This window comes from Corynebacterium humireducens NBRC 106098 = DSM 45392, assembly GCF_000819445.1.
GTDB lineage: Bacteria > Actinomycetota > Actinomycetes > Mycobacteriales > Mycobacteriaceae > Corynebacterium > Corynebacterium humireducens.
The window spans coordinates 1850235-1877210 of record NZ_CP005286.1 but is presented as its reverse complement, the minus strand read 5'-3'; the positions used below and the strand labels follow the sequence as shown (position 1 = coordinate 1877210).

24 protein-coding genes are annotated in these 26976 nt (G+C 68.4%); 12 read left to right on the top strand and 12 right to left on the bottom strand.

Annotation, left to right across the window (positions count from 1 at the left end; all coding sequences use genetic code 11):
* Positions 1 to 63 precede the first annotated feature (63 nt).
* The 3 genes from B842_RS09250 to B842_RS09240 all read left to right on the top strand — a co-directional run bounded on the left by B842_RS09250 (position 64) and on the right by B842_RS09240 (position 2146).
* On the top strand, positions 64 to 393 hold the full coding sequence (locus tag B842_RS09250) for a hypothetical protein (RefSeq protein ID WP_040086304.1): 330 nt from the start codon (positions 64 to 66) through the stop codon (positions 391 to 393).
* Positions 394 to 504: 111 nt separating this feature from the next.
* Complete coding sequence (locus tag B842_RS09245) at positions 505 to 1392, top strand: IS5 family transposase (protein WP_040084736.1); 888 nt, start codon at positions 505 to 507, stop codon at positions 1390 to 1392.
* Positions 1393 to 1441: 49 nt separating this feature from the next.
* On the top strand, positions 1442 to 2146 hold the full coding sequence (locus tag B842_RS09240) for an AAA family ATPase (protein ID WP_040086303.1): 705 nt from the start codon (positions 1442 to 1444) through the stop codon (positions 2144 to 2146).
* 10 nt (positions 2147 to 2156) lie between these two features.
* On the opposite strand, the gene B842_RS09235 is transcribed toward B842_RS09240, so the two are convergent.
* Together B842_RS09235 and B842_RS13905 are read right to left on the bottom strand one after the other, a co-directional pair.
* Positions 2157 to 2600 carry a hypothetical protein gene (locus B842_RS09235; RefSeq protein ID WP_040086301.1) on the bottom strand — a complete coding sequence of 148 codons (444 nt, stop codon included), beginning with the start codon at positions 2598 to 2600 and terminating at the stop codon, positions 2157 to 2159.
* Between the two features lie 41 nt (positions 2601 to 2641).
* Complete coding sequence (locus tag B842_RS13905; RefSeq protein ID WP_211257053.1) at positions 2642 to 2764, bottom strand: excalibur calcium-binding domain-containing protein; 123 nt, start codon at positions 2762 to 2764, stop codon at positions 2642 to 2644.
* Positions 2765 to 2794: 30 nt separating this feature from the next.
* On the opposite strand from B842_RS13905, the gene B842_RS13900 reads away from it, so the two are divergent.
* Positions 2795 to 3166, top strand: a complete 372-nt coding sequence (locus B842_RS13900) for a hypothetical protein (RefSeq protein ID WP_040086300.1) — start codon at positions 2795 to 2797, stop codon at positions 3164 to 3166.
* A 77-nt stretch (positions 3167 to 3243) separates the two neighbouring features.
* Here the strand turns inward: B842_RS13900 and B842_RS09225 are convergent, their stop codons facing one another.
* The 6 genes from B842_RS09225 to B842_RS09200 all read right to left on the bottom strand — a co-directional run bounded on the left by B842_RS09225 (position 3244) and on the right by B842_RS09200 (position 13384).
* Positions 3244 to 3855: an excalibur calcium-binding domain-containing protein gene (locus B842_RS09225; RefSeq protein WP_040087530.1), complete on the bottom strand. Its 612-nt coding sequence runs from the start codon at positions 3853 to 3855 to the stop codon at positions 3244 to 3246.
* A gap of 78 nt (positions 3856 to 3933) precedes the next feature.
* Complete coding sequence (locus B842_RS09220; protein ID WP_428839105.1) at positions 3934 to 5286, bottom strand: MFS transporter; 1353 nt, start codon at positions 5284 to 5286, stop codon at positions 3934 to 3936.
* A 115-nt stretch (positions 5287 to 5401) separates the two neighbouring features.
* Positions 5402 to 6685, bottom strand: a complete 1284-nt coding sequence (locus tag B842_RS09215; RefSeq protein ID WP_052437855.1) for a heparan-alpha-glucosaminide N-acetyltransferase domain-containing protein — start codon at positions 6683 to 6685, stop codon at positions 5402 to 5404.
* Positions 6682 to 10587: a Pls/PosA family non-ribosomal peptide synthetase gene (locus B842_RS09210; RefSeq protein WP_052437854.1), complete on the bottom strand. Its 3906-nt coding sequence runs from the start codon at positions 10585 to 10587 to the stop codon at positions 6682 to 6684. Before B842_RS09210 ends, B842_RS09215 begins: the two co-directional genes overlap by 4 nt.
* Positions 10588 to 10910: 323 nt before the next feature.
* Entirely contained in the window at positions 10911 to 12320 is a 1410-nt protein-coding gene (locus B842_RS09205; RefSeq protein ID WP_040087528.1) for an alanine racemase, read from the bottom strand.
* 182 nt (positions 12321 to 12502) lie between these two features.
* A complete protein-coding gene (locus B842_RS09200) occupies positions 12503 to 13384 on the bottom strand; it encodes an alpha/beta hydrolase (RefSeq protein ID WP_052437852.1) in 882 nt (293 codons plus the stop codon).
* 214 nt (positions 13385 to 13598) lie between these two features.
* Here B842_RS09200 and thrC point away from each other — a divergent pair, with 214 nt between their 5' ends.
* The 5 genes from thrC to B842_RS09180 are packed head-to-tail and all read left to right on the top strand — an operon-like array spanning position 13599 to position 19765.
* Positions 13599 to 15041: a threonine synthase gene (thrC, locus tag B842_RS09195; protein ID WP_040087524.1), complete on the top strand. Its 1443-nt coding sequence runs from the start codon at positions 13599 to 13601 to the stop codon at positions 15039 to 15041.
* A gap of 11 nt (positions 15042 to 15052) precedes the next feature.
* Complete coding sequence (locus tag B842_RS14090) at positions 15053 to 15181, top strand: hypothetical protein (protein ID WP_281178867.1); 129 nt, start codon at positions 15053 to 15055, stop codon at positions 15179 to 15181.
* A complete protein-coding gene (locus B842_RS09190; protein WP_052437851.1) occupies positions 15178 to 16035 on the top strand; it encodes a trypsin-like serine protease in 858 nt (285 codons plus the stop codon). The genes B842_RS14090 and B842_RS09190 overlap by 4 nt, the downstream gene beginning before the upstream one ends.
* Entirely contained in the window at positions 16032 to 19220 is a 3189-nt protein-coding gene (locus B842_RS13235) for an exonuclease domain-containing protein (RefSeq protein ID WP_052437850.1), read from the top strand. Before B842_RS09190 ends, B842_RS13235 begins: the two co-directional genes overlap by 4 nt.
* 14 nt (positions 19221 to 19234) lie before the next feature.
* Positions 19235 to 19765 (top strand): NUDIX hydrolase, encoded by a 531-nt coding sequence (locus B842_RS09180; RefSeq protein ID WP_040086298.1) that lies wholly within the window; start codon positions 19235 to 19237, stop codon positions 19763 to 19765.
* Here the strand turns inward: B842_RS09180 and B842_RS09175 are convergent.
* The 3 genes from B842_RS09175 to B842_RS09165 all read right to left on the bottom strand — a co-directional run bounded on the left by B842_RS09175 (position 19762) and on the right by B842_RS09165 (position 23152).
* Positions 19762 to 20124, bottom strand: coding sequence for a zinc ribbon domain-containing protein YjdM (locus B842_RS09175; RefSeq protein ID WP_040087519.1), 363 nt, complete (start codon positions 20122 to 20124; stop codon positions 19762 to 19764). The two genes, B842_RS09180 and B842_RS09175, sit on opposite strands and share 4 nt — an antisense overlap.
* Before the next feature lie 377 nt (positions 20125 to 20501).
* Positions 20502 to 21938, bottom strand: coding sequence for a type I glutamate--ammonia ligase (glnA, locus tag B842_RS09170; RefSeq protein ID WP_040086296.1), 1437 nt, complete (start codon positions 21936 to 21938; stop codon positions 20502 to 20504).
* Between the two features lie 53 nt (positions 21939 to 21991).
* Positions 21992 to 23152, bottom strand: a complete 1161-nt coding sequence (locus B842_RS09165; protein WP_040086294.1) for an ornithine cyclodeaminase family protein — start codon at positions 23150 to 23152, stop codon at positions 21992 to 21994.
* Positions 23153 to 23496: 344 nt separating this feature from the next.
* Here B842_RS09165 and B842_RS09160 point away from each other — a divergent pair, with 344 nt between their 5' ends.
* From B842_RS09160 to B842_RS09150, 3 genes are read left to right on the top strand one after another with little or no spacing between them, the layout of a single operon-like run.
* Positions 23497 to 24513, top strand: coding sequence for a metal ABC transporter substrate-binding protein (locus B842_RS09160; protein WP_040086292.1), 1017 nt, complete (start codon positions 23497 to 23499; stop codon positions 24511 to 24513).
* Positions 24514 to 24539: 26 nt separating this feature from the next.
* Complete coding sequence (locus tag B842_RS09155) at positions 24540 to 25382, top strand: metal ABC transporter permease (protein WP_211257052.1); 843 nt, start codon at positions 24540 to 24542, stop codon at positions 25380 to 25382.
* A complete protein-coding gene (locus B842_RS09150; RefSeq protein WP_040086291.1) occupies positions 25379 to 26125 on the top strand; it encodes a metal ABC transporter ATP-binding protein in 747 nt (248 codons plus the stop codon). The genes B842_RS09155 and B842_RS09150 overlap by 4 nt, the downstream gene beginning before the upstream one ends.
* Here the strand turns inward: B842_RS09150 and B842_RS09145 are convergent, their stop codons facing one another.
* On the bottom strand, positions 26126 to 26935 hold the full coding sequence (locus tag B842_RS09145; RefSeq protein WP_040086290.1) for a DUF1206 domain-containing protein: 810 nt from the start codon (positions 26933 to 26935) through the stop codon (positions 26126 to 26128).
* Positions 26936 to 26976 lie beyond the last annotated feature (41 nt).

The window sequence follows — 26976 nt, the reverse complement described above, 5'->3', positions numbered from 1 at the left end:
TGACACCCCCGTGCCCGCGCGTTTACGCTGAGGCCATACAACCCGACACATGAGGAGCCGACAATGTCACTGTCCCTGTCCATCGATCTCTCCGACGCCACCTTCGCCGACCTGCGTGCGCTCGTCGACGCTGCCCGGACCGCCGGCGTCAGCGACGACGTCCGCCTCGAGCTGGAGGACACCACCCTGATCGTCACCGCCGCCGACACCGCTGACCGAGACGAGGTCGTCGACGCCACCACGCGAACCACCCACCCCCGCCCCGAGCATGCCCGCGGACCCTTCGGTTCCGGTAACTGGGGTGGTCAGGGTGCCCAGATCGGTGACGCCGCGATCCGCAGCGTCATCGACATCCTCACCGGCCGGCAGGAGCCGCCGCGTCGCAACGACTAGAGCGTGTTACGAAAATCCGGTGAGTGAGACCGGCGTGTCATAAACAGCAACGAGGGTCTCCCCGCGCACGCTGTTGGTGTCGAATCATCAACGCTTGCAAGGAAACCCTCGTTGCCTACTGTACCGCCCTCAGCACGCCATGACCTCACCGACGCTGAATGGGACCTGCTTGTCCCACTGCTACCGGCCCCGTCACGGCGGGGACGCCCCCGCACCTGGGACCTACGGTCCCTGGTCAACGGCATCTTCTTTCGCATCCGCACCGGCTGCCCGTGGCGCGATGTCCATGAGCGCTACGGCCCCTGGTGGCGGGTCCACGATCTGTTCGCCCGGCTGCGGGCCAACGGAGTATGGGAGAACGTGCACACCCGGCTGCTCACCCACGCCCAGGAGAAAGGAAAACTCTCCTGGGAGGTCAGCGTGGATTCCACAACCACCCGTGGACATATCCACGCCGCGGGTGCACGGAAAGACAGCCCCCTCCGCCACCCGGGGGAGCCGGATCATCATGGGTTCGGCCGCTCGCGGGGCGGGTGGTCGACCAAGATCCATGTGGCCATTGACGCTGACTGCGGGGTGCTGTCCTTTGCGATCACCCCAGGTCAAGCCGGTGATGGTCCACAGATGGTGCGGGTACTGGAGAAAATCCGGGTGCCGTCCGCCACGCGTGGTCGGCCGCGGAAACGACCCGAGCGGGTGTTGGCGGACAAGGCGTATTCCTCACGGGCGAACCGGGCGTGGTTGCGGGCGCGGGGGATCAAGGCGACGATCTCCCAGCCGAAGGACCAGGTCGCCAACCGTCGGCGCAGGGGGTCGGCCGGTGGCCGACCCCCTGCCTTCGATGCCGTGGCTTACCAGCGGCGTAATGCCGTGGAGCGGGGTATCAACCGGATCAAGCAGCATCGTGGGTGTGCCACGCGTTTCGACAAGTTAGCGGTGCATTTCGAGGCCACGGTGCAGTTGGCGAATATCCGCTACTGGCTGAAACGACTTTCGTAACACCCTCTAAACGCGGCGGCGGGGTGATCTCCGCCACTAGCATGGGGATATGTTCATCCGATCTCTGCGAGTGGCCCCCATCGAGGAGGACACCTACGTCACCCGGATCCCTGTGGTGCGTCACCTGATGCAGCGGGAGTCGCTCCGGCTGACCTCCCCGGTCACCTGCTTCGTGGGCGATAACGGTTCCGGAAAATCGACACTCATCGAGGCGATCGCCATCGCCGCCGGTTTCGACCCCGGCGGTGGCCCCCTCCGTGACCGGGCCTTCCGCGGGCAGATCCACCCGACGCACTCGCCGCTGTCCCGCTGGCTCACCCTGCGGGGCCGCGACATCCCGATGCGCGGCTACTTCCTGCGTGCGGAGACCCACTACGACACGGTGACCGTCTTCGACACGCTTCCCGACGCCGAGCAGTCACGCCACGAGATGTCGCACGGCGAGTCGGTCATGTCGATCCTCGGGGAGCAGATCGACGGCGCCGGCCTCTACATCTTCGACGAGCCCGAGTCCGGCCTGTCCGTGGTGCGGCAGATGGCACTGGTCGCGGAGATCTACCAGGCGGTGCGGCGGGGCGCACAGTTCATCATCGCCACCCACTCACCGATCATGCTGGCCATCCCCGACGCAGCGATCATCGACATCACCGAGGAAGGCCTCGAGGAGACCGTCTACGAGGAGGCGGAGGCGGTCATCGCCACCCGCGAGTTCCTGGAGGACCCGCAGGGGACGATCCGCTACATCCTGGAGTGAGGGACCGGGGTCACGGCGTCGGGGTCGAGGTCACCGTGGTGTGCTCCCCGGCGGTGGTCTCGGTCGGGGGCAGGACGGTCGCGGCCAGGGCGAAGAGCGCGACGGACCCCAGGTAGATCAGGCCCCAGCGGCGGTTCACCGGCCGCGGAGGTTCCGGCGTGCCCATGCCACTCACGACGGGCTGGTCCTCAGGTCCCAGGAGACCGGAGTAGTAGACGTGCTGCCGGAGCTTCTCCTCATAGGCGGCGAACCTGTCCCGGTCGTTCTTCTCCGCCCACAGGAACCACGCTCCGGGAAGGATGAGTGCCGACCCCATGAGGATTCCCCCGAGGGTGTCCCGCCAGCCTCCCATGCTGAAGGAGGTGAAGAACAGGAGCAGGCCGATGCTGATCGTGCCGAAAGCCAGAATCCTCCGGAGAGTCTTCCGGGGCGGGGCAGAGGCGTGGGGAGTCATGGGACCTCGCTGTCGGTGGGGACGGGCACGGAGGAAGGGGGTCACTCGCAGGCGATGCCGTCGCGGTCCCGGTCCAGATGGGTGCCGTAGCCCGGCTGGCCCTCATAGATGGGGGCGACGCCAGCCGCCCGCGCGGCCGCGCAGTTCGGATAGTACGTGGCCACCGGTGCTGGCGCCGCCTGGGCCTGTTGCTGATGTACACCTCGACGGTCTCGGTGACCACCACTGTCTCGACGACCGGCACCGGATACACCGTCTCCGTGACGGGCTCCGGATACATCGTCTCTGTGACGGGCTCCGGGGTGACGGTGACGGTCTCGGTGAACGCGTCGGGGATGATGTACATCGTCTCGGTGACAGGTTCCGCCGTCACCGTCGAGGTGGCGGTGGTCGTCGCGGTCTCCCGGACCGTCGTCGTTGCCGGGGGCAACGGCAGGGAGGCCTGCTGCGGATTGCTGTCCGCGGGCGAGACGACACAGCCGGAAAGCACCGCGCACGCCGCGAGGGAGAGGACGGCAATCCCGGAACGGAGGGTGGTGGTCCTGGGGGACATGGGGCCTCGCTGACGTCGAGAAGCAAAAAATGCGTGGACAACTGGGAAATTGTCCACGCATGAGGGTACTCGCCGCTGCGAGTAAATCAACTACTCGCAGGCGATGCCGTCGCGGTCGCGGTCGAGGTGCGGTGCGTAACCCGGCTGCCCACGGTAGAGCGGAGCCTTGCCTGCGGCGCGCACGGCGGCGCAGTTCTTGTAGTACACGCCGCCACCGTTGTTCACGGGTGCCGGTGCCGGTGCCGGGGCCGGAGCAGGACGGGGAGCGGGCTGCGGGGCAGGTGCCGGCGCGGGAGCCGGGGCCGGAGCCGGTGCCGGCTGCGGGGCCGGAGCGGGAGCAGGGGCCGGTGCAGGCTGGTGGACCGGAGCCGGATCCGGGATGATGCCCGGGAGCGGGTTCGGGATCATGCGCTGCTGGACGGCCCAGTGGAGGCCACCCGCGATGAGGCCGGTGACGGCCACGACGCCGATGATGAGGGCGGCGTCGCCCTCGGAGGAGGAGTCGAGGGAGCCTGCGGCGGAAAGTCCGTCGCCCTCGGCGTCGTCGGTGTCGCCGGTGTCCTCGGAGGACGTGTCGGCGGAGCTCAGGGAGCTGGCCGAGGTGGTCTCCTCCGAGCTGAGGGAGGACTGGGCGGTTGCCGGCTGGATGGAGCCGAAGGCCACGGCGGTGGCTGCGATGAGGCTGATGATGGTCTTACGCATGGGGAAGATCATGCTTCCTCCCCGCGGAAAATGAGATGTAAACACCTATTTCGGGGGTAGTTTCTGCCGGTAAGGGGCCTATTCGCCGTCGGAACTGTCCACGATGCGGACGGATCCGCGGCCACCCTCCGCCTGCTCGCGGCGTCGACGGGCGACGATGATCCGGAACGTGATCAGCCCGGTCATGCCGATCGCCCAGGTGACGATGACGGCCCACCACGCGAAGCGGAAGTCGGCCCACGTGTAGGCCGCGCCCTGCGAGGAGTGGTCGAGGAGGACACCGACCAGCTGGGCGGCGATCATGCCGGCGAAGAAGCCTCCCATGTTGGACATGCCGGTGGCGGTGGCGACGATGCGGCGGTCGAGGTCCTCACGGATGTCGTCGAAACCGAAGTTCGATGACGGGGTGAACAGCGCCATGATGATGTTGACGATGATGATCGCCGTGATGCCGCGCGGTTCCTCCGGCAGGAAGAAGATGATCCACGCCAGGCCGATGAAGCCCGAGAACGTGATCGACGCGAGGACGCGGTTGCGGCCCAGGCGGGCGGAGATCGGTCCGAGGATCGGGCCGGCGAACATCGACGCGATCACGTTCACCGTGAGGATGACGCCGATGGCCGCGGGGTCGAGTCCCATGCCGAGGGTGATGATCGGTGCGCTCCACAGCAGCGTGAACACGATCTGGATGAGCATGGCGGAGTAGTGGTTGAAGAATCCCTGCCAGCACAGTGGTTCCTTCGCCACGGTGAGCAGCAGGGTGCCGATCGGGATCTTCGACGGTGGGGCCTGCTTCTCCCGGACCTCATCCGGGTCGACCGTGCTTTTCGACGCCGCCCAGGTCTCCGGGGAGTCCGCCACCGCGACGCCTGCGGCGATGGCGATGAGGACTCCGGTGGCGCCGAGGGAGAGGAAGGCGGTGGTCCAGCCGGGGCCGTGGAGAAGTGCGAGGAAGGGGACGGCGGAGAGGAACTGTCCGGTCTGGCCGATGGCCGCGGTCATCTGGGTGAACAGCGGCGTCTTCTTCAGCGGGAACCAGTAGGGCAGGATGCGCATGACCGACAGGAAGGCGGTCGCGTCACCGGCGCCGATGAGCACGCGGGCGCCGATGGTCACCCAGTAGGAGCTGGTGAATCCGAGGAGCACCTGTCCGATGGCCATGACGAGGGCGCCGGCGACCAGCAGTCGGCGGGGGCCGAAGCGGTCGATGAGCATGCCGACGGGGATCTGCGCGAAGGCGTAGACGCCGATCTGGACGGCGGTGAAGACGGCGATGCGGGAGGCGTCGACACCGAACCGGTCGATCGCGTCCACGGAGGCGACACCGAAGGAGGTGCGCCCCGTGATGGCGACGACGTACACCATCACGGCGGTCACCCAGACGATGAGCGCCTTGCGGGTCACCTGCTCGCGGGGGTGTGGGGTCAGTATCGGATGAGTCACCCATCACACCTTATACCCATCGGTCAGACCACAGCAGTTCTGTGGTCTCTTTTTTCGGCAGTCCCAGGTTCAGGACCCGAGATGGTGCCTGCCGGCTGCCGATTCATGGACCAGTGCTCCGGCGGTCCACTTCGAGATCCGCGCGACAACCCCCTCGAAGGGTCCCCGTCCCACACTCATCCGCCACACCGTGGCGAACACCAGGGCGACACCGATCTGGAGGACGAACCACAGGATGGGCAGCCGGGTGGTGTCGATGTAGGCCATGAAGACCAGGTGGGCGGTGTACATCGTCAGGGTCATGCTGCCCGCCGCCATGAGGGGGGGTGAGGGCTTCGGACCAGACCCGGCTGACCAGGAGTGCGCCGCCGAGGATGAGCAGGGCGACACCGGCGCTGTACCCGACAGAGAGCGGGGTGTTCGTGTGCGGGCCGTCGACCGCCAGCCACCACCACGTCGTGGGGACGAGCTGGAGGCTGCTTTCAGTGGTGCCGTAGATGGCGATCTCGAAAGCGTCGGTCGATGTCATGCCCGGGTTGGCGTCGATGATCCGCTGCCAACCGCCGCCCGAGTTGAGGAGAATGTTCGACAGGCCACCGGAGGCCACCATGAGCACGGCTCCGGACGCCAGGATCTGTATCTGGACGGACAGCCGGTCCACCCCCATCCTCCCCAGCATGAGGCCGAGGCAGATGAAGGTCATCCAGGTGAACACCGGGAAGGCTCCGCCCGAGAAGAGGCTGAGGACCACGCTCCACGGATCATTGAGCAGATCCGTGGGTGTGGGGTTGGCGACGACGTTGAAGCTGGCGGTCCTGTTGATCAGGTGGATCGCCACCGGTCCGAGCAGGCCGAACAGGATCGACACCACCAGGAGCTGCAGCGGGCGGAGCAGGGTGAACGGGATCGCCAGCAGGAACAGCAGGGCGTAGTAGGGGAGGATGTTGTATACCCGCATGTCGAGCAGGTTCACCGCGAGTCCGAAAACGAGGAACAGCAGGAGAGCGCGGACCAGGAGCGCGACGGCGCTGCGTACCCAGCGGCGGCCGGTGTGCGGGTTGGTCCCGCCCGTCATCAACGTCAGGGAGAAGCCTGCGAGCAGGGCGAACAGTGCAGATGCGTTGCCGGAGAAGAGTGACCACTGCAGGGTCGGCTCTCCGGTGACCTGGTGGTAGGAGGGCAGGACATGTGTCGCGATCATGCCGATGAGGGCCAGTCCGCGGGCGACGTCGACACCGGTGATGCGGGGCTTCTTTCCGACGTCCGGGTCGGTCTGCGCACCGCCGATCCACACGCTGCGTTCGGGACGGGGGCCCGGGTGGGGACGGACTCCGGGGGGTAGATCCCCCTCGAAGGTGGTGCGGGGAGTGGGGTAGTCCAGGGTCATGACACCCTGACCTCCTTGATCTGTGCGGCCGGTGCGGTGACACGTTGCACCGGGTTTCCCTCCCACAGGGAGTCGGAGGGGATGGAATCCTGCCGGAGGACCAGTGAGCCGGGCCCGATGGTGGACCGCTCGCCGATGCTCGCTCCCGGCAGGAGGAAGCTGTTGGGGCCCAGGCTCGCTCCACGCCGGAGGACCACGGGCTCGATGGACATCACCCGGTCGTGGAAGAGGTGGGTCTGGAGCACGGTGCCTCGGTTGACGCTGCACCGGTCCTCCAGGGTGATGAGGTCGAACTCTGGGAGCCACCAGGTCTCACACCAGACGTCCCGGCCGATGCGGGTGCCCATCAGGCGCGCCCACATGTTGAACATCGGGGATCCGAGGCTCATGCGGACCAGGCTGGGGATTGCGAGGGGCTCGACGAAGTTGTCCGCGAGTTCACTGCGCCACACGAAGGTGCTGAACAGGGTACGGTCACCCGCCCGGAACACACCGACCACCAGCCATTTGATGATCACAGGAATCAACGAGGCGATGATTCCGGCGGCCAGGACGAGGGGCCCGGAGATGAGGATGAGGATGAACAGTCCCCTGGCGGCCTGCCCCAGGTAGAACCAGTGCATGAAGATGACGGTGCCGATGAAGACGACCGCGAGGTCGAGCCAGGCGGTGAGGATCGCGGGAACCAGCCGCAGCGACTCGACCAGCGCACGGCCGATCTTCAGTCTGCGCAGCGGCGCGAAGGTGCTCGACGCGTCGGACTCGACCTTCTTCCGCGGGATCTCCACGGGGCGTCGGCCGAGCCAGGAGGTGCCCTGCTCCGGACGGTAGGGCGCGGAGGAGAGGACGGCCACCAGGGAGTCCGGGGGCAGATCGCGGTCAGGGCCGACGATGCCCGAGTTGCCGACGAAGCTGCCTTCACCGACGGTGGTGGTGCCCACGTGCACCCAGCCGTCCCGGTAGCGGGGTGCAGAGAGGAGCGCGTGGTCGGCGATGAAGCTGTTGTCGTCGATCCGGGTCAGGTGCGGGATGGAGACCAGGGTGGAGATCTCCGTGCCCTTACCCACCTGCGCTCCCAGTAGCCGCATGAAGATCGGGGTCACCCAGGAGGCGTACATGAAGTAGGTGGACGTCAGTGTGCGTTCCATGAGCGTCTGTGTGAACCACAACGCCCAGCCGGTGGCACTCTGGGCGGGGTAGTAGCCCGGTCTGATGAACAGCGACAGGATGCGCACGGTGGTGATGACCAGCGTGAGCCAGGTGCCGATGGTCAACAGGATGGTCAGCGGCACCCACGCGTACAGGACCGGGAAGAGAGCGGGGTAGCGCTCGATTCCCCGGATCTGCGTGAACAGCACGCCGATTCCCGGGAGGAGGGCCAGCAGGGGGAGCACGGTGATCCAGAAGAGGCCCGCCGAATGGAGAAGATGGTTGGTGAGACCACCGAGACGGTGCACGCCCGGATCTGTGTGGGCGTCCTCCAGCGGCCAGTTCTGTCCGGCCTCGCCGAGAGGCTGCAGGGGGGAACCTCCCCAGAGGGTCCAGCTTCCGACGGCACCGGAGACGTGGGAGCCGGGAAGGATCTCGGCGCCTTCACTGATCGTCGTGTCCGGGGAGATGACCGTTCGGGTACCCACCCGTACGTGGTCCTCGATGTCGATCGTGCCCACCATGAATCGGTCGCCGTCGATCCAGTGGCCGTTGAGGTCGACCTCCGGTTCGATGGAGACGTCGTCGCCGATCGTGAGCAGTCCTGTCACGGGTGGGAAGCTGTGGAGTTCGGCCCGCTTCCCCACGTGGTTGCCCAGGAGCCGGTACAGGGTCCGGATCTGCGGGGTGCCCAGGACCGCGTCCAGACGCTGGTGGATCAGCAGCCGTTCGGCAGCCCAGACCCGCAGATGCGTCATGCCGCCGCGCCGGTAGCTGCCCGGACGGAGCCTCCAGGTGAGGACACGGGCTCCGGCGGCCGCCACGAGGAACTTCCCGCGGTTGGAGAAGAACAGGAGCCACGCCACGATGAGTGGTGCCAGCGTGAGCAGGGCGGGGGTTCTGACCCAGCTGGCGTGGAAGCCGGCGCTGAGCACCCAGATAACCAGCATCACGCCGACGATGTAGCGCAGGCCGTTGATGACGTAGAGCGCGAGCACGGTCGCCGCCTGCACCAGACCGGTGTACCAGGGCAGTGGTCCAGGCATGGGGCGGACGGACGTCTCCGATTCCAGGGAGTCCAGGTACCCGGACATCGACTCCAGGGTGCGGTGGAGGTAGAGCTCCGCGATGTTGGCGCCCGGGTAGTCCTGCCGCAGGGCGGTGGCGAGCTTGGCGATGGCGACTGAACTGCCGCCCATGTCGAAGAAGTCACTGTCCGGTGCGAGGGGGACGGGGCCAAGCTGGTCCATCCACCTTTCCGCGAGCCAGGTCAGCTCCGCGGGCAGGTCGGGGGTGTCGTCGTTCGCGCGGGGCAGAGGCCACGGCAGTGCCTTGCGGTCGACCTTGCCGGACGTCTTGGTGGGCATCTCCTCGAGCACACAGAGCGTGGGGACGATGCCGCCGGGCAACGTCGTGGCCAACTGGGTCCGGGCACCTGCGAGATCGATCGTCATTCCGGGTTCGGGCACCAGGTAGCCGACCAGCACGTCGGAACCCGCGGGTGTCTTGTGGAGTGCGGTGGCTCCGACGCGGACGTCGGGGAGCGCGGTCAGGTGGTTGTCCAGCTCGCCGAGCTCGAGGCGGCGGCCGGCGAACTTGATCTGGTCGTCGGCACGGCCCCGGAAGATGAGGCCGTCCTGTTCCGCCTGCACCAGATCGCCGGTGCGGTAGGCACGCTCCCAGCCGAGAGCGGGGAGGGGGGCGTAGACCTCGTCGTCCTTCTCCTTGTCGAGGTAGCGGCCCAGTCCGACACCGCCGACGACGAGCTCGCCGGTCTCTCCCCACCGGACGGGTTTCTCGTCCTCGCCGACGACGACCAGCTCCCAGCCGGGGATGGGGCGGCCGATCCGCACCGGCGGTTCAGGGGTCATCATCTGTCCACTGACGATCACTGTGGCCTCGGTGGGGCCGTACGTGTTCCAGATCTCGCGGCCGTCGCCGACGAGCCTCTCCACCAGTTCCAGGGGGCACGCCTCGCCGCCGAAGATCAGCAGGCGGACCTTGTCGAAGGCCTCGGAGGGCCAGAAGGCGGCCAGGGTCGGGACGGTGGAGACGACGGTGATGTCCTGCTCGATGATCCAGTCACCGAGAATGTCGCCCGCCCGCACGGTCTCGCGGTCGGCGGCGACCAGGGTCGCCCCGAAGCGCCAGGCGAGCCACATCTCCTCACAGGAGGCGTCGAAGGCGACGGACAGGCCGGCCATGACGCGGTCACGGGGGCCCAGCGGGGCGTCGAGAAGGAACATGCGGGATTCCGCGTCCACCCACGCGCCGGCGGACCGGTGCTTGATGGCCACACCCTTCGGCTTGCCGGTGGTGCCGGAGGTGAAGATGATCCAGGCGTCGTCGTCGAGGGTCGGTGACGCAGGCGTCACCCGGGTGGGGGGATCCTCACGCATGACGGTGAGGGACAGGTCACGTCCGTAGACGGCATCGACGGCGGCCTCCTCCCAGACGGTGGTGGCCCGGGAGTCAGGGTCGTTCCAGTCGACGGGCACATAGGCGGCGCCGGCCCAGATCGTGGCGAGGATGGCGACGTAGAGGTCGGTGGTTCCGGAGGGGACCCGGATTCCCACCCGGGAGCCCCGGGTGACGCCGATGTCCGCCAGGCGGCCTGCTTCGGCGTCGAGGACGTGCTCGAGCTCACCGTAGGTGATGGCCTTACCTGCGGCTTCGATGGCGACGACCTCGGGGTGGGCGGCCATCGTGGCCCGGAGAATGTCGACGAGGGTCCGTGGGGGAGAGGCCGGCATGACGCCGTAGATCGCCAGATCCGGGTGGTCGTCGCTGCCTGGGCCCCGGGGACCGGGGGATGCGGGGGGGGCGGGATTGAATGAGACATGGCCCACTTTCGCAGATGTGTTCCTGGTGTCCCGGAGACGAATCAGCGGCGGGCCTCGTGGTCAGTCGTTGAGCTCAGGACACTCGCTTTCTATGTCATGTATTTTACGCATAAGTCCAGACAATTGGAATCGGAAACAATTCACGTCCCCACCTTCGGGGAGATCCGGATCTCCAGGCGTGTCATTTTCATAGATCGGTGGTGTCGGGGTCGCGTTACATGCCGCAGCGAGCGCTATCCGGTGGTGGTGACCGGCAGGGGGGCGGTGCCGTCAGGGTTGTAGAAGGCTCTCGGGTCGAAGTCGAGGGTGACCTCGTCGCCGGCCACGGCATCGGGCACTCCCGACAGGTCGAGGGTCACCACGGTGCCGTGGTTGAGGAGTGCCGGAACCTTGACGCCCCGGACGGTGAACTCCACCTCGTTCTCCCTTCTCGGGACATGGTTGACCAGTCCCACCCTGATCGGAGAGGCAGTGGGGGTCGTGCAGTCGTAGTCGAGGCACCAGCCCGCCGGAAGCTCCTTGACCTGGGTGAGCGTCGTGGTCCACGAGTAGATGCGCTCCTCGGGGGCGGAGGCTCCGAAGAACGCCCCGCCAATGCGCATGAGGTCGTAGTTCAGTTCCTCGATTCCGTGCACGAGCACATCGGTGGCACCGGCATGGATGAGAGCGTTCTGTCCCATTCCCGCCTCCCGGATCTGGTTGACCGCACCCTCGAAACGGTTCTTCTGGAGAACGGTGTGACGGGTGAGGTCGTTGGCCGCGATCGCCGCCGAGTCGTCCGCCTTGATGGCGTTGAAGTGGGTGGCGATGCCCACCAGCTCCAGATGCGGCGACTCCTCGATGGTGCGGGCCACGGTGAAGGCGTCATCGGGGACAACACCCTCCCGGCCCATGCCGGTGTCGATCCAGAGGTGGACCCGCAGGGGGTCGCCGCCGCTTGCCGCCGCGATCCGGTTCGCCTCCTCCGCCCATGCGGAGTCGATGGCCGAGGCCTCGATGTCGTAGTGCAGGAAGAGCGGAATCTCCTCGACGCGGGACACGTACATGACGGCGATGGACGACTGGATCCCGGACTCTCGGAGGGTGATGGCGTCATCCAGGGTCGGGACGAAGAAGTAGTCCGGACTGACGGCGTCGTTGATCACTCTGCCGAACACGTCCACTGGTTCACCGTTCTTCAGGACGGCGCCGAGTTTGACCCCGTACGGGTAGATCGCCCGGACCTCCTGGGCCCGTTGGCGTACCGTCTCGGTGTTGATGACCATGGCCGGGGATGCCTGGGAACCATCCGTCGTATAGGTGTAGGGCAGCTGTTGCGGCAGTGGGGTGCCCTCGACATTGACGGTCACGTCCACGGTTCCGGGGGTGTGCCGACCGGGGGCGGTGCAGGCGTGACGGGCGGACCTCTGGTCGAACTGGCACTCAACCTCCGGGGAGTCGCCGAAGGTGGCGGTGATCGGGGCGGTGGTGTCGTCCCCGGTGTCCACCAGGACGGTGTTGCCACCGTTGAGTGCGCCCCGGGACGGGACGAGGGAGACCGTGCCGGTGGCGTCACGGGAGGGGTCCCCCTGCTCTGCGACGTCGGCCGTTCCGGCACATCCGGCGAGCAGGAGGACGGTGGTGCCGATCGCAGGGACAGCCATCCGCGTCTTCCGGTTGCGGTGCATCTGCCCTGTGAGTTGATAGTTCATGAAAAACAGCCCCCCTTGGTGTGGTCTGCTGCGCGGTTGTCAGTTGCTACGTCTAGTTTCCAGATTAAGGGGTGGGTGACCCGGAGAAAGCGGTGGGGCGCGAAGTAGGGGCTCCACCCACCCTGTCCAGGGGGTCAGTTGTCCCGGAGGATCGAGTGGAGGATCTCCACCTGGTCGATGGAGATGTGGTTGTCGTCCCTCCAGAAATCGGTGGAGACGGCCTCGAAACCCTGCGACCGGTAGGCGTCGGCGCCCTCGGACGCCGCGCTCAGGGCGTCGAAGGTCTCCCGGGGGTCCTCCCCGGTGTCGCGGCTCCCGGTGACCCAGTACAGGGGCAGGTCGGCGACGCGTTCCTCCGGCACGCTGTGGCCCGTCCTCCGCGGCGCCCCGCCGCCGCCCACCAGGATCGCCCCGGCGGTGATGACCCGGCCCGCCGAGGGGAGCAGCCCGTAGCTGATCATCTCCGCCCCGCCGGAGTACCCCATCCACCACACCCTGTCCGGGTCGACACCCTCCATGGTGCTGATCTCCTCGTCGTAGAACGCCTCCAGCCAGTCGGTGTTGGTGTCCAGGTCCGTCCACCACGTCCGGTCCTCCGCGGGGGTGAGAGGCTGCACGAGAATGAGGTTGTGGCTGGCGGCGACGGCCGCCAGGCAGGAGGGGTGGCGCTTGGAGTACAGGTACTCGTAGGCGCCGTCACCGTGCAGGCGGACGACGACACCGGCCGGTTTGTCCCGGTTGATGCCGTGGGAGAACACGCGGTAGGTGCTCTCCGTGCCGTCATGTTCGAAGCTGTGCTCCTCGAAGGTCATCTGTCCGGCGGAGAGGGTTCTCTTGTCCGTCGACGTCAGGCCCTCGAGTTCGGAGCTCTCGGTGAGGCAGCCGCACTCCCGGGTGCTGGTGGGCACGCAGGTGTCCGCGCCACTGAACCGGGGCAGCACCGCGATGGCCACGACGAGGACGAGCAGGACCGCGGTGACGGTGGCTACGGTACGTGTGTTACCTCGGGAGGCCACGGGGCGCTCACTCCTCTGTGCGACTCTCTGCGACTCTGTACGACTCTGTGCGACGCGGCGTGGACAACGCCGCCCGGCAGGGGCGTGCGGCCGCAGTACCCCGTAGCGTACTCAACTGCTTTTCCCGGGAAAGGGGAATTCACCGGGATCCCCGCCCCGGCGTGCGGGTGGGATGTTGCGCATGCTTCCAGCCCCGCCACGTATGGTTGTCCACGTGGATTACATTTCGACGCGCGACTCCTCCCGTACTCCCGCCACCTTCACCGACATCCTGCTCGGTGGACTGGCCCCCGACGGCGGCCTCTACCTGCCCGCCGAGTACCCGCAGATCAGCGATGAGCAGCTGACGCAGTGGCGGTCTCTCCTGCAGGAGAAGGGGTACGCCGCCCTGGCGGCGGAGATCCTCAAGCTCTTCGTCGACGACATCCCGGCGGAGGATCTCGAGGGCATCGCCGCCCGCGCCTACACCTCCCCGAAGTTCGCGCACGAGGAGATCGTCCCCGTGACCGAGCTCGAGGACGGCCTGTGGATCGGCCACCTCTCCGAGGGCCCGACCGCCGCGTTCAAGGACATGGCGATGCAGCTGCTCGGCGAGCTCTTCGAGTACGAGCTGGCCCGTCGCGGGGAGACCCTCAACATCCTGGGTGCGACCTCGGGTGACACGGGTTCCTCCGCCGAGTACGCGATGCGCGGCCGTAAGGGCATCCGTGTCTTCATGCTGACCCCGGCCGGTCGCATGACCCCGTTCCAGCAGGCGCAGATGTTCGGCCTGCAGGACCCCAACATCTTCAACATCGCCCTGGACGGCGTCTTCGACGACTGCCAGGACGTGGTCAAGGCGGTGTCCGCCGACGCCGGGTTCAAGGCCGAGAACCGTATCGGTGCGGTCAACTCGATCAACTGGGCCCGCCTCATGGCGCAGATCGTCTACTACGTCTCCTCCTGGCTGAGGATCACCGAGAGCAACGACCAGAAGGTCTCCTTCTCCGTGCCGACCGGCAACTTCGGTGACATCTGCGCCGGCCACATCGCCCGTCAGATGGGTCTGCCGATCGACCGTCTCATCGTCGCCACCAACGAGAACGACGTCCTCGACGAGTTCTTCCGCACCGGCAACTACCGTCCGCGCCCGGCGGAGGAGACCCTGGAGACGTCCTCGCCGTCGATGGACATCTCCCGTGCCTCCAACTTCGAGCGTTTCGTCTTCGACCTGCTGGGCCGTGACGCCGCGCGCGTCGCGCAGCACTTCGGCGTCGACGTCCGCGCCGACGGTTTCTCGCTTGCCGACGACCCCGCGTTCCCGGCCGCCGCAGAGAAGTACGGCTTCGCCTCCGGTCGTTCCACCCACCAGGACCGCCTCGACACGATCAGGGACGTGTGGGAGCGCCTGGGCATCATGCTCGACCCGCACACCGCCGACGGCGTGAAGGTCGCCCGCGAGTGGCGTTCCGAGATCGACGGCCCGATCGTGTGCCTGGAGACCGCCCTGCCGGTGAAGTTCTCCGAGACCATCGAGGAGGCCACCGGCGTGCAGCCGGAGACCCCGGAGCGTTTCGCCGGCATCCTCGACGCCGAGCGCCACGTGACGGACCTGCCGAACGACGCGGAGACCGTCAAGAAGTTCATCACCGACTCCATCCGCACCACCGAGGTGTAACCGTCGTGGCCATGGAGTTCAAGATGGGTCAGGAGTACTTCCAGGACTTCGACCCGGAGAAGTTCGCCGCGATGATCAAGGCGCAGGCCGAGGCTGAGGCTGACGCTGCGGCCGGGGAAGACGGCGTCGACAAGCAGTGAACATCCGCGTCTGGGCGGGTCTGGTCGCACTGACCACCGCCGGCGTGGGGTCGCTCATCGCCTGGTCCGTCGAGGACCAGCGGCAGCACCCCACGCCCATCGCCGAGGTGATCGCGGCGGCGCCGACGCAGGTCCCGACGGAGTTCCGTGCCCCTGCGGTCAGTCCCTGGGCGCCCGGCACGGCCGTGACCATCACGAAGACCCTGCCGGTGCCGGGGGAGACCATCCAGGTCGGTCAGTGCACCATCGCCTACAGCTTCACCGCGCACGACCGGACCTTCGCGGTCACGGCGTCGCACTGCGGCGTGCCGGGTGACCACGTGTGGGCCACCGTCGACGGCGTCGAGGCGGACTTCAGCGCCCCGGTCGGGCAGTTCCTGTACTCGGACCTCTACGACGAGGCGTCGAGCCGTCTCGACGTCGGCATCATCGAGGTGTCGAACCCGTGGCACCCCATGATGACCCCGGCCGCGACGGTGCCGACGGTCGTCGCGGAGATGGTCGGTGAGCTGCCGGAGACGATCTGCAAGTACGGCATGACCACCGGGGAGACGTGCGGCCCCCCGATCAACCCCACCGGCGTGGAGATCCTCGCCGACCACAACGGCGTCGAGCTGCGGGCCGTCGCCGCCACCGCGGCGGTGTGTGCCCGGGCCGGTGACTCCGGCGGGCCCGTCTACGCCGAACTCGAGGGACAGCGCGTCATCATCGGGCTGGTGTCGGGCACCCGCGACGCCGCGCAGGACCACTCCTGCGCGGACCCGGAGGCCGGTCCCATGACCATGTCCTACACGTCCATGCCCGCCATCCAGACGGTCATCGACCGCGTCATCCCGGAGGCTGAATATCAGTGACCGTCCCCTTCAAGTCCGCTGTCCTCGATCTGGAGACCACCGGGTTCGGGCCCTCGGACAGGGTCATCGAGGTCGGCGTGGTGCTTCTCGACGAACACCTCACCGTCGAGTCCACCTGGCAGACGCTCGTACAGCCGGACCGTGACATCGACAACACGCACGTCCACGGCATCAGCGCCTCGGAGCTGGTGTCGGCGCCGCGTTTCGCGGGCATCGCCGCGGAGCTCGCCGAGCTTCTCGACGACCGCGTCCTCATCGCCCACAACGCCCCCTTCGACACCCGTTTCCTGGCGGCGGAGTTCGCGCGTCTCGACGTCGACCTGCCCGACCCGGGCTCCTGGTCCCTGTGCACCCGCGTCCTGTCCCGGGCGCACCTGCCGGGTGCGCCGGAGCGGCTGGCGGACTGCCTGAGCTGCGCCGGCCTGCACAATGAGCTGCCGCACGCGGCGCTGGCTGATGCGACGGCGACGGCGGAGCTGTTCCGGGTGCTCGTCGAGAAGCACGGGGCCCGTGGCGGGGACGTGGCACCCCTGTCGTGGCCCGTGCCTGACCTGCCGCGGGAGGCGCTCCTCGTCCGCGGCACGGAGCCGGCCTCCGACGGGGCGGGTCACTGGTTCGAGCGGCTGACCGCGAACGTCCCGGACACCGGGGTCGCCGAGATCGACCGCTACCGTGTCCTCCTGCGGGGTGCCCTGCTGGACCACCACCTCTCGCGCAGCGAGATCGAGCAGCTCGTGGCCGCCGCCGGGGAGCTGGGCCTCAGCCGCGACGAGGTCCTGGAGATCCACCTCGACTACCTGCGTCAGCTCGCCGTCGAGGCGTGGGCCGACGGGGTGGTCACCGCCGCGGAACGCGCGCATCTGCACGACATCGCGGTGCAGCTGGCCGTGGACCCGGAATCCGTCGACGCGCTGCTGGCGGAGCCGGTCTACGGCGAGGCCGAGGACACCGGCCTGCGGCACGGCGACCGTGTCACCTTCACCGGTGCCCTCACCCTGGGCCGGGACACCTGGGAGCAGCGCGCCCGGGCCGCGGGACTCGACGTCGGCGGCGTCACCCGGCGCTCCGCGCTGCTGGTGGCGGCGAACCCGGACTCCATGAGCGGCAAGGCCCGCCGGGCCCGGGAGTTCGGCGTGCCCATCGTCGATGAGACGACCTTCGCCCGCATGCTGCGGGACCTCGCGCCGCTGGACACCCCGGAGACCCCGGACGCACCCGCCACCCCGGGCACCCCCTTCACCGAGATCTTCCCGTGGCTCGCCTCCCTGGGGGTGGAGCCCGCCGGCGCCGACGACATCGCGCAGGCCTGGCTGCAGCGCCACCGCAACGTGCCCCTGCATGAGCTGTCCCCGCGCCTGGACCCCACCGAGGTGCCCGACTCCCTGCCGCGTACCGGCACGGTCGTCGCCCGCTGGCTCAACCGGTGGCCGCGCCCGCTGGAGGCCTCGGCCACCCAGCTCATGGACGTCCCCGGCTTCGGTCGGCTGCGGGTCCACCGCACGCTCGTCGCCGTGGTGCACTCGGCCCTCGACGCCCCCACCGGGGACTACCTGGTCACCGGCGCCGAGGACATCTACCTCGACGACGGGGCAGAGGAGACCGGCGAGTGGGCGGCGCCGCAGCGGGAGGTGGAGACCCTCACCGAGTGGCTGGCCCTGACCGGCTCCCTGCCCGCCGCCCCCGCGGACGGCGCCCCGGCCCCGGTCCACCGTGCGTGGCGGACCCTGGCGGCGGACGCCTACTGGTCCGACCCGGCCACCTCCGCCGTGCGTCGCGCCCGCGCGGAGCTGCTCCGCCGCATCGGCACCGACCAGCGGGACATCGACATCTTCGTCGGCCGCATCATGGGTTCCCGCACCCTGGAGGAGATCGGCGCCGACCACGGCATCACCCGCGAGCGCATCCGGCAGCTGGAGACCCAGCTCAAGCGACGCCTCGTCGAGCCGGACGACGCCCTCCACCTCGTCATCGACGCCCTGCCGCAGCGCTACGGCGCCCTCGCCCGTGTCGCCGACGTGCTGCGTGACCTGCCGGCCCTGGCGGCTGAGGGACCCGTCGCCGGACACTCCATGCTCGAGGCCGTGGCCTGGCTCGCCGACGCCTGGGTCATCGCCGACGGCTGGTTCCAGCGGGCCGGCCTCGACGCGGACCTCGCCGCCGCGCTGAAGGACTTCGCCGACGAGTTCGGCGTGGTGTCCCTGAGCGCGGTGGGGGAGAACCTGGGCGTCGACAAGGATCTGCTCGCGGAGCGGCTGGCGGGGGAGGCGATCGTGGAGGGGGACCACATCCTCACCCGCACCCGCTCCTCGCAGGACCGGGCGGCGGCGCTGCTCGCGATCGAGGGGGAGCCGCTCACCGTCGCCGACCTCGTCGCGCGGCTCGGTGACGTCAACCCGCGGACCCTCTCCAACGCGATGGGCGCGGACCCGCGGATCATCCGCGTGGGCCGTGACCGCTGGGCCCTGGTCGACTGGGGGATGGAGGAGTACTCGACCCTGGTGGAGTGGATCGGCCGCCGCGTCGAGGACGGTCCCGTCCCGCTGCGTGACCTCCTCGCGGAGGCCGGGGAGCTGGGGGTGGCGGAGACCTCGGTGCGCGCGTACGCCTCGTCCGCCGAGTTCCAGACCGTCGACGGCATGGTCAGCTGCGTGGAGGAGGTGCAGGAACTCGACCTGGACCCGGACGAGACCCCGGGCCTCTACCGCGTCGGCGGTGACTGGTTCCTGCTGGTCACCGTGACCTCCGAGCACCTCCGCGGGTCCGGCAGCGGGGTGCCGCGGGGCGTGGCGGTGGCCCTCGACATCCCCATGCTGGGGAAGCGGACCCTCGACAGCCCGCTCGGTGAGCAGACGGTGGGCAACACCCGCACCGGCGCCACCGTGAGCACCATCCGCCGTTTCCTCGAGGCCGCCGGCATCGGGGAGGGCGAGCGCATCTGGCTGCAGTTCACCGCCGACGGGCGTTTCGACGTCCAGCGGGCCACCCCGCGCACCTCGGGTGCGGGAGTGGCGGAGGTGCTCAACGTCACCGGCCTGGACACCTGGATCAGCGCCGCCGACGAGCAGGCCCTCGAGCGTCTGAACAGGGCCGTCGGCCTCGACGCTGGGGCCCCGCGCCGCCGCACCGTGTCCCGTTTCCGGCACCGCCGGCAGGACGACATCGCCGATCTCATCCTCGGACTCTAGGAAAGGACCCACACGTGCCCACCCCTGACTTCATCCTCCGTCTCCGCGAGAAGGTCGGCCACGACGAACTGTGGCTGCCCGCCGTCACCGCGGTCGTCGTCCGGGATGTGCCGCCGGGCGCCCCGCTGTGGGCCGTCCCGGAGGTGCTGCTGGTCCGGCGCGCCGACAACGGCGCCTGGACCCCGGTGTGCGGCATCTGCGACCCCGGGGAGGACCCCCACGTCACCGCCGTGCGGGAGGTCAAGGAGGAGACGCTTCTCGACGCCCGCGTGGAGGCCCTCCTCGGCGTCGGCGCCATCGAGCCGGTCACCTACGGCAACGGGGACATCGCCCGCTACATGGACACGTCGATGCGCCTCAGCGTCGTCGGCGACGACACCCCGGCGGTCGGCGACGAGGAGTCCACGGACGTCGGCTGGTTCTCCATCGCGCAGCTGCCGCCCATTGCGCCGCGCTACCGCATGGTCATCGCGGACGCCGTCGCCCAGATGAAGCACCCGGGCGGGTTCCGTCCGCGGATGGGCTACCGCAAGCGCGACGCCTAGATCTTCTTCACGATCGAGGACTTCAGCTTCATCTGGCCGAAGCCGTCGACGCGGGCGTCGATGTCGTGGCCGTCGACAGGCGGGATGAGGCGGATGTTGCGGACGGTGGTGCCCGCCTTGATCGGCTGGCTCGCACCCTTGACCTTGAGGGTCTTGACCACGGTCACGGAGTCGCCGTCCGCGAGGACGTTGCCGACGGAGTCGCGGATCACCGGCTCACCGGAGGCGGTGGACTCGGTGGACTCGGCGGCGTCCGGGTTCCACTCGTGGCCGCACTCCGGGCAGACCAGGAGGGGGTCCATCTCGTAGGTGTACTCGCTGTTGCATTCCGGGCAGGGCGGGAAGTTAGTGTCGCTCATACCGGTCATTATTGCATTGAGTTGCCCCGGATCATGCACCGTGACCACGATCTCCCCCGGATTGGCCACCTCCGCCGCCGTACTGTGACCACCGCAGATGACGATGTCCGGCGGCCCCGGCGACACCCCGAGCAGCAGTCCGCAGGACCCGAGGTCGAAGAGGAGGCGGGCCAGGGCGGGGTCGGGAGGCAGCGGGGGAGTGGTGGCGTAGAACGACACCGCGCCCTCCCCGAACCAGGAGACCTCGAGGACGGGGCGGGCGTCGAGAAGCACCCACGGCGCGTCGTAGCGGTAGCGTGCGAGCACCCGCCGGATGCCCCGGAGGTCCGTGTGCTCTGTCGCCCCGAGGACGTAACTGCGCCGCATGCCTGCTGAACCTAGCAGTTGAAGTAGAGCTCGAACTCCTTCGGCGTCGGGCCTTGGCGCATCGGGTTGATCTCGTTGTCGTACTTCAGCTGGATGTAGGCCTCGATGAGGTCCTCGGTGAACACGTCGCCCTCGGTGAGGAACTCGTGGTCGTTCTCCAGGGCGTACAGCGAGGACTCCAGGGAGTGCGGGACGCGCGGCACCTTGTCGGCCTCCTCCGGCTCCAGCTCGTAGAGGTCCTTGTCCACCGGGTCGCCCGGCTCGATGCGGTTCTTGATGCCGTCCAGACCGGCCAGCAGCTGGGCCGCGAAACCGAGGTAGGGGTTGCCGGAGGGGTCCGGGGCGCGGAACTCGATGCGCTTGGCGGCGGCGGAGGGGCCGGTCACCGGGATACGGATCGCGGCGGAACGGTTGCGCTGGGAGTACACCAGGTTCACCGGGGCCTCGAAACCGGAGTAGAGGCGACGGTAGGAGTTGACCGTCGGGTTGGTGAACGCCAGGACCGCCGGGGCGTGGGCCAGCAGGCCACCGATGTAGTGGCGGGCGGTCTCGGAGAGGCCGGCGTAACCTTCCTCGTCGTGGAACAGCGGTCGGCCGTCCTTCCACAGGGACTGGTGGGCGTGCATGCCGCAGCCGCCGTCGTCGAGAAGCGGCTTCGGCATGAAGGTGGCGACCTTGCCGTGGGCGTCGGCGGTGTTCTTCACGATGTACTTGAACTTCTGCAGGTCATCCGCCGCGTGCAGGAGGGTGTTGAAGCGGTAGTTCACCTCCTGGATGCCACCCGTGGAGACCTCGTGGTGGAAACGCTCGATCTCGAAACCGACCTGCGAGAGGTTGTGCGCGATCTCGTCGCGCACCGGGATCGTCTTGTCGTAGGGGGCGACGGGGAAGTAGCCGTCGTTGACGCGGATCTTGTTGCCCAGGTTCGGGGAACCGTCGATCATGGTCTCCGCGTCGGAGTTCCACCAGCCCTCGTCGGAGTCGACCTGGTGGAAGGAACGGTGGACGTCGGTGGAGTAGCGGACCGAGTCGAAGACGAAGAACTCGGCCTCGGCGCCGATGTAGCACTCGTCGGCGATGCCGGAGGCACGCATGTACTCCTCCGCCTTGCGGGCGATGTTGCGCGGATCGCGGGAGAACGCCTCGCGGGTGAAGGGGTCGTGGACGAAGAACTGCATGTTCACCGTCTTCCGGTGACGGAAGGGGTCCACGTAGGCCGTCGAGACGTCCGGCATGAGGGTCATGTCGGACTCGTCGACCGAGGTGAAACCTGCGATCGACGAGCCGTCGAAGGCGAAGCCCTCCGCCGCGGTCTCCTCGGTCAGCGCCGCGGCGGGAACCGTCAGCGCGTGTTCTGTGCCGGGGACATCGGTGAAACGGATGTCCAGGTACTCCACCCCCTCATCGCGCATGAAGTCGATCAGGTCGGTGGTGGACTGGAAGGACACGACAGGTGTCAGGGCTCCTAGATTGTTGTGTTCAGGTGTCTTGCTTGAGGGGCTTACTTGAGGGTGGGGGTGTCCCACAGGTTGAGCCTGGTGCCGATGCCCTTCTCCAGGGCGTTGTGGTAGACGTCCCAGGCCCAGGCGACGTCCTCCACGGGCATGCCGCCGATGGAGTAGCAGAAGATCTGCTCGTCGTTCTCGCGGCCCAGGGCACGGCCGGCGGCGATGTCGCCGATGTTCACCAGGCGCTCCTTCGGCAGGATGCCCTCCTCGGTCATGTCCCACCAGCGGTTGCCGGGGATGCCGAGGAGCCGCTCGTAGGTGACGTCGGGGCCGTTCTCGTTGAACCACTCGGCGTACAGGCCGGTGTAGTCCACGACGAGGTTGGCCTCGTCGGAGCGGATGAAGTCCTCGTCGAAGCGCGCCGCGGCCGGGCACAGGATCAGCGCGCCGGGCTTGATCCACTCACGCCTGAAGTACGGGAAGCCCGAGGGACCGTCCGGGGAGGTGGAGGTGCCGGCGATGAGGATGTCGGAGTTCTCGATGGCCTCCTGCTCGGTGTCGACGACCGTGACGGACTCGAGCTGCGGGTATGTCTCGGTGAACCAGTCGGCGACGCGTCGGGTGGAGTCGGCGGAACGGCCCTTGATCTTCACGCGCTTGATCGACGGACGCTGGGAGAGGGCGGCGTCGAAGATGGTGCGGCTCATGACGCCGGGGCCGATGATGCCGACCTCCTCGGCGTTCTCGACGGCCAGGTGCTTCACGCCGACGCCCGGGACCGCGCCGGTGCGGTAGGCGGAGAGCAGGTTGGCGGACATCATCGCCAGCGGGGCGCCGGTGACCGCATCGTTGAGGACGAACACGTGGATGGAACGCGGCAGGTCATGGTTGCGGTTCTCGGCGTTGGAGCCGTACCACTTCACGCCGGCGGCGCGGAAGCGGCCACCGAGGTAGGCCGGCATGGCCATGAAGCGGCGGTCGGGGCCGTCGGCGGGCATGCCCTCGTGCTCGGGGTTCTCGGGGAAGTTGATCTGGGCACCGTGGGAGTTCGCGGAGGCACCGGCCATGCGGTAGTCGCCGTCGGCCAGGAGGATCAGGGTCTCCTCCATGGTCTCGACGCAGGCGGCGGAGTCGGTGACGCCCGCCTCGATCATGTCGGGCTCGGAGAGCCAGAGGGTGTCGATGCGCGGGGTGTCTGCGTAGGGGGAGCTCACATCTACCTTTCCAGGGGGTCTGCGGCGCTCCCGGGCGCGCGGGGCGACCCGTGAAGACATGGACCGCCGGGGACCCGGTGACAAAGTCATGCGGTGGGGTCTTCAGCATTCCACCGTACATAAGTGAAACCTTCCAAATTGAGCGGGCACCCGGGTGATGGGCGATCAATCCAGGTGAGGGTGGAAATCGGGGGAGGCTCTGCCGTCACCCCATCATGGGGGTGGTTGTGGGGTTGCCGGGAGGCCCTGCCCGGTCCCGTCCGAATGGTGCGGAAGCGTGCCCACGGGTACTATTGGAAACAGTTTTCAGTAGTTTTTCAATAAGAAACCCAAGGAGCCACCACATGCGGGCACGCACCACCATCGGCCTCGCCATCGCTTCCGTCACCGCCCTCACCCTCAGCGCCTGCTCGGACGCCGGGAAAGGCGGCGCGACCACCGCCGCCGGTGACGACATCTCCATCGTCGCCACCACCACCCCGCTCGGCTCCGTCGTCGAGCAGATCGCCACCTGCGCCGGCGGCACCGCCAGCACCCTCATGCCGGTCAACGCCGACCCGCACCAGTTCTCCGCCTCCTCCGCGCAGGTCGCCGACATGGTCAAGGCCGACCTCGTCGTCGCCAACGGCCTCGGCCTCGAGGGCGGCCTCGACGCCTCCCTCCAGCAGGTCGCCGCCGACGGCACCGAGGTCTTCCCCGTCGCCGAGCACGTCGACCCGCTGCCGTGGGGCGCCGACGACCACGGCGACCACGAGGGGCACGATGAGCACGCTGACCACGACGAACATGAAGGCCACGGCGAAAATGATGGCCACGAGGGCCACGCCCACGGCGAGTTCGACCCGCACTTCTGGCTCGATGCCTCCCGCATGGCCACCGCCGCGCAGACGATCGGCGACAAGGTCGCCGACCTCACAGGCAACGAGAAGTGGGCCACCTGCGGCGCCGAGATCTCCGATGAGCTGACCGCCCTCGACGACGAGATCCGTGACGCGCTGGCCGACATCCCGGAGGAGCGCCGCGTCATCGTCACCGACCACCAGGCGTACGGCTACTTCAACAAGGCCTACGACTTCCACTCCGCCGGCGTCGTCATCCCGGGCGGCTCCACCGAGGCCCAGCCCAGCTCCCAGGAGCTGGCGGGCCTGGCTGACGTCATCCGCGCGGAGAACGTCCCGGTCATCTTCACCAACGCGGCCGTCAACCAGCGCCTGGTCGACGCCCTCGCCGCCGAGGTCGGCGGTGAGGTCAAGGTGGTCTCCCTCTACGAGGGTTCCGTCGGTCCGAAGGACGGGCCGGCCGCCGATTACCAGGGCATGATGAGGGAGAACGCCCGCCTCATCTCCGAGGCGCTGGCCTGAGGTCTGCAGAGGACTAGAATCAGTTCGTGATTGATTGGTTTCTTGACCCCTTCCTGCTGGGATTCCAGCAGCGGGCACTCGTCGGTGGGCTCATCGCAGCCGTGATGAGCGCCACCGTCGGCGTGTGGCTCGTGCTGCGCGGCATGAGCTTCTTCGGCGACGCGTTCGTGCACGGAGTGCTGCCGGGCATTGCTGCCGCGGTCGTCTTCGACTTCAGCCCGCTCCTGGGCGCCGCCGTCGCGGCCGCCGTGATGGTCGGTGCGGTGGAGGTGATCCACCGGCACACGCACCTCAAGGAGGACACCGCCATCGGCCTGCTGTTCGTCGGCATGATGGCGCTCGGCGTGGTGATCATCTCGCGCTCCGACTCCTACTCCGGCTCGTTGACCAGCATCCTCTTCGGTGACGCCCTCGGCGTCTCGTGGGAGACGATCCGCCAGCAGGCCGTGCTCGCGGTGGTGGTCATCCTCGGTTCGCTGCTTCTCTACCGTCCGCTCATGGCGCTGTCGTTCTCGCCGGTGAAGGCGGAGTCGCTGGGCATGCGTCCGAAGCTCACCCACGCGCTGCTGCTGGTGCTCATCGCGACGTCCGTGATCGGCAGTTTCCAGGCCGTCGGTACGATGCTCGTCTTCAGCCTGCTCGTCGCCCCGCCGGCGACGGCTGCGCTGCTGTCGCGGTCGATCCCCACGATGATCGCGGTGTCCGCCCTCATCGGTGCGGCCTCGGTGGTCATCGGTCTGGTCCTGTCCTTCCATCTGGGCACGGCCGCCGCCGCGACGATGGCGCTGGTCCCGATCGCCGCGTTCCTGGTCGTCATGGAGTACCGGTACGTGCGGCGCCGCTTCTTCTCCCGGGAGGTGGCGGCATGACGGGGGATCTCGCCGTCGGCACCGGCCTGCAGCTCGGCTACGAGCGTGTCGTCGCCGTCCGTCCCTCGGACGTGAGCATCCCGCTGGGTCGGCTCACAGCGATCATCGGCCCGAACGGTTCGGGCAAGTCCACGCTCCTGCACGCCATCGGCGGTCTCATCGAACCGCAGGCGGGCACCCTGCGCGTGGCCTACCCGCGGGAGCGGATCAGCTACGTCATGCAGTCGGTGTCCTTCCCGGAGGGCGTGCCGCTGTCCGTGCGGGAGGTGGTGCGCATGGGCCGCTACCCGACGACCGGCTGGTTCGGCCGTTTCCGTGGTGCCGACAGGCGGCGTGTCGACGAGGTCATGGAGCGCCTCAACGTGACCGACCTCGGCAGGCGTCACCTAGAGGAGCTCTCCGGTGGACAGCGCCAGCGCGTCTACGTCGCGCAGGGCATGGCGCAGGACCACGACGTGCTGCTTCTCGACGAACCCCTCACCGGGCTCGACATAGTCTCCGCCCGCATCATCGACGACATCATCCACGACGAGACGGACAACGGCCGCACGGTCGTGCTCACCACGCATGACCTGGCGGAGGCCCGCGCCGCCGACCATGTGGTGCTCATGTCAGGGCGGGTGGTGGCCTCCGGGCCGCCGGAGGAGGTGCTCACGGAGGCCCATCTCCGCGACGCCTACAACCTCGGTGAGCTGCACGACCACGGCGGGCTGTTCATCGACAGCCCGCACGAGGAGTGCTAGCTACATCCTGATGTAGCGGGCGCGGGCGATGGAGTAGAGGCCGTAGAGGGCCAGTCCGACGCCGATGATGATAAGCAGGACCGCGCCGAAGGGCTGTTCGCCGAGGGTGCGCAGCGCGGCGTCGAGACCCGCGGCCTGCTCCGGGTCGGACCGCCAGCCGGCGATGACGATGAGGACGCCCAGGATCGCGAAGGCGATGCCGCGGGCGATGTAGCCGACCATGCCTGCCCCGACGATGGCGGAGCCGACGTTGCCGGCGCCGGCCCCGGCCTCGAGGTCCTCCTTGAAGCCCTTGGTCGCGCCGCGGTGGATGCTGAACAGGCCCACGCCGAGGACGACCAGGCCGGTGATGATCACCAGCGCCGCGCCCCAGGGTTGGGCGAGGGTCCGGGCGGTGACGTCGGTGGCGGTGTCGCCGTCGGAGGTGCTGCCCCCGGCGGCGAAGGTGGCGGTGGTGAAGGACAGGGAGGCGAACACGCCGGCGAGGACGCCGCCCTTGGCCCTGTCCTTCAGCTCCTCCTCGGTGAACAGCTGGGTCAGCCGCCACAGGGCGAGGGCGGCGAGGGCGGCCACCGCGACCCACAGGAGGAGCTGTCCTCCCGGAGCCTGCGCGATGGTGGCCAGGGCCCCGGAGTTCGAGGCCTCCCCGCCGCCGGAGCCCGTGGCGATCCGGACGGCGATCCAGCCGATGAGGATGTGCAGGACACCCAGGACGACGTAGCCGCCCCGGGCCATCATCTTCACGGCGGGGTGTCGGTGGGCGCGGTCGGCGTGATGGCGCGCGCTGTCGGTGGCGCTGCGTGGATCCATAAGTCCATTCAACCTTGTTGTGGTGATGTCGGCCACAGGAA

Excerpts from the sequence above, each read along its gene's own strand:
- B842_RS09250 (WP_040086304.1), top strand. The coding sequence starts at position 64 with ATGTCACTGTCCCTGTCCATCGATCTCTCCGACGCCACCTTCGCCGAC.
- B842_RS09240 (WP_040086303.1), top strand. The coding sequence starts at position 1,442 with ATGTTCATCCGATCTCTGCGAGTGGCCCCCATCGAGGAGGACACCTAC.
- B842_RS09235 (WP_040086301.1), bottom strand. The coding sequence starts at position 2,600 with ATGACTCCCCACGCCTCTGCCCCGCCCCGGAAGACTCTCCGGAGGATT.
- B842_RS13900 (WP_040086300.1), top strand. The coding sequence starts at position 2,795 with ATGTACACCTCGACGGTCTCGGTGACCACCACTGTCTCGACGACCGGC.
- B842_RS09225 (WP_040087530.1), bottom strand. The coding sequence starts at position 3,855 with ATGCGTAAGACCATCATCAGCCTCATCGCAGCCACCGCCGTGGCCTTC.
- B842_RS09215 (WP_052437855.1), bottom strand. The coding sequence starts at position 6,685 with ATGACCCTGGACTACCCCACTCCCCGCACCACCTTCGAGGGGGATCTA.
- B842_RS09210 (WP_052437854.1), bottom strand. The coding sequence starts at position 10,587 with ATGCCGGCCTCTCCCCCACGGACCCTCGTCGACATTCTCCGGGCCACG.
- B842_RS09205 (WP_040087528.1), bottom strand. The coding sequence starts at position 12,320 with ATGGCTGTCCCTGCGATCGGCACCACCGTCCTCCTGCTCGCCGGATGT.
- B842_RS14090 (WP_281178867.1), top strand. The coding sequence starts at position 15,053 with ATGGAGTTCAAGATGGGTCAGGAGTACTTCCAGGACTTCGACCCGGAG.
- B842_RS09175 (WP_040087519.1), bottom strand. The coding sequence starts at position 20,124 with ATGAGCGACACTAACTTCCCGCCCTGCCCGGAATGCAACAGCGAGTAC.
- B842_RS09160 (WP_040086292.1), top strand. The coding sequence starts at position 23,497 with ATGCGGGCACGCACCACCATCGGCCTCGCCATCGCTTCCGTCACCGCC.
- B842_RS09150 (WP_040086291.1), top strand. The coding sequence starts at position 25,379 with ATGACGGGGGATCTCGCCGTCGGCACCGGCCTGCAGCTCGGCTACGAG.
- B842_RS09145 (WP_040086290.1), bottom strand. The coding sequence starts at position 26,935 with ATGGATCCACGCAGCGCCACCGACAGCGCGCGCCATCACGCCGACCGC.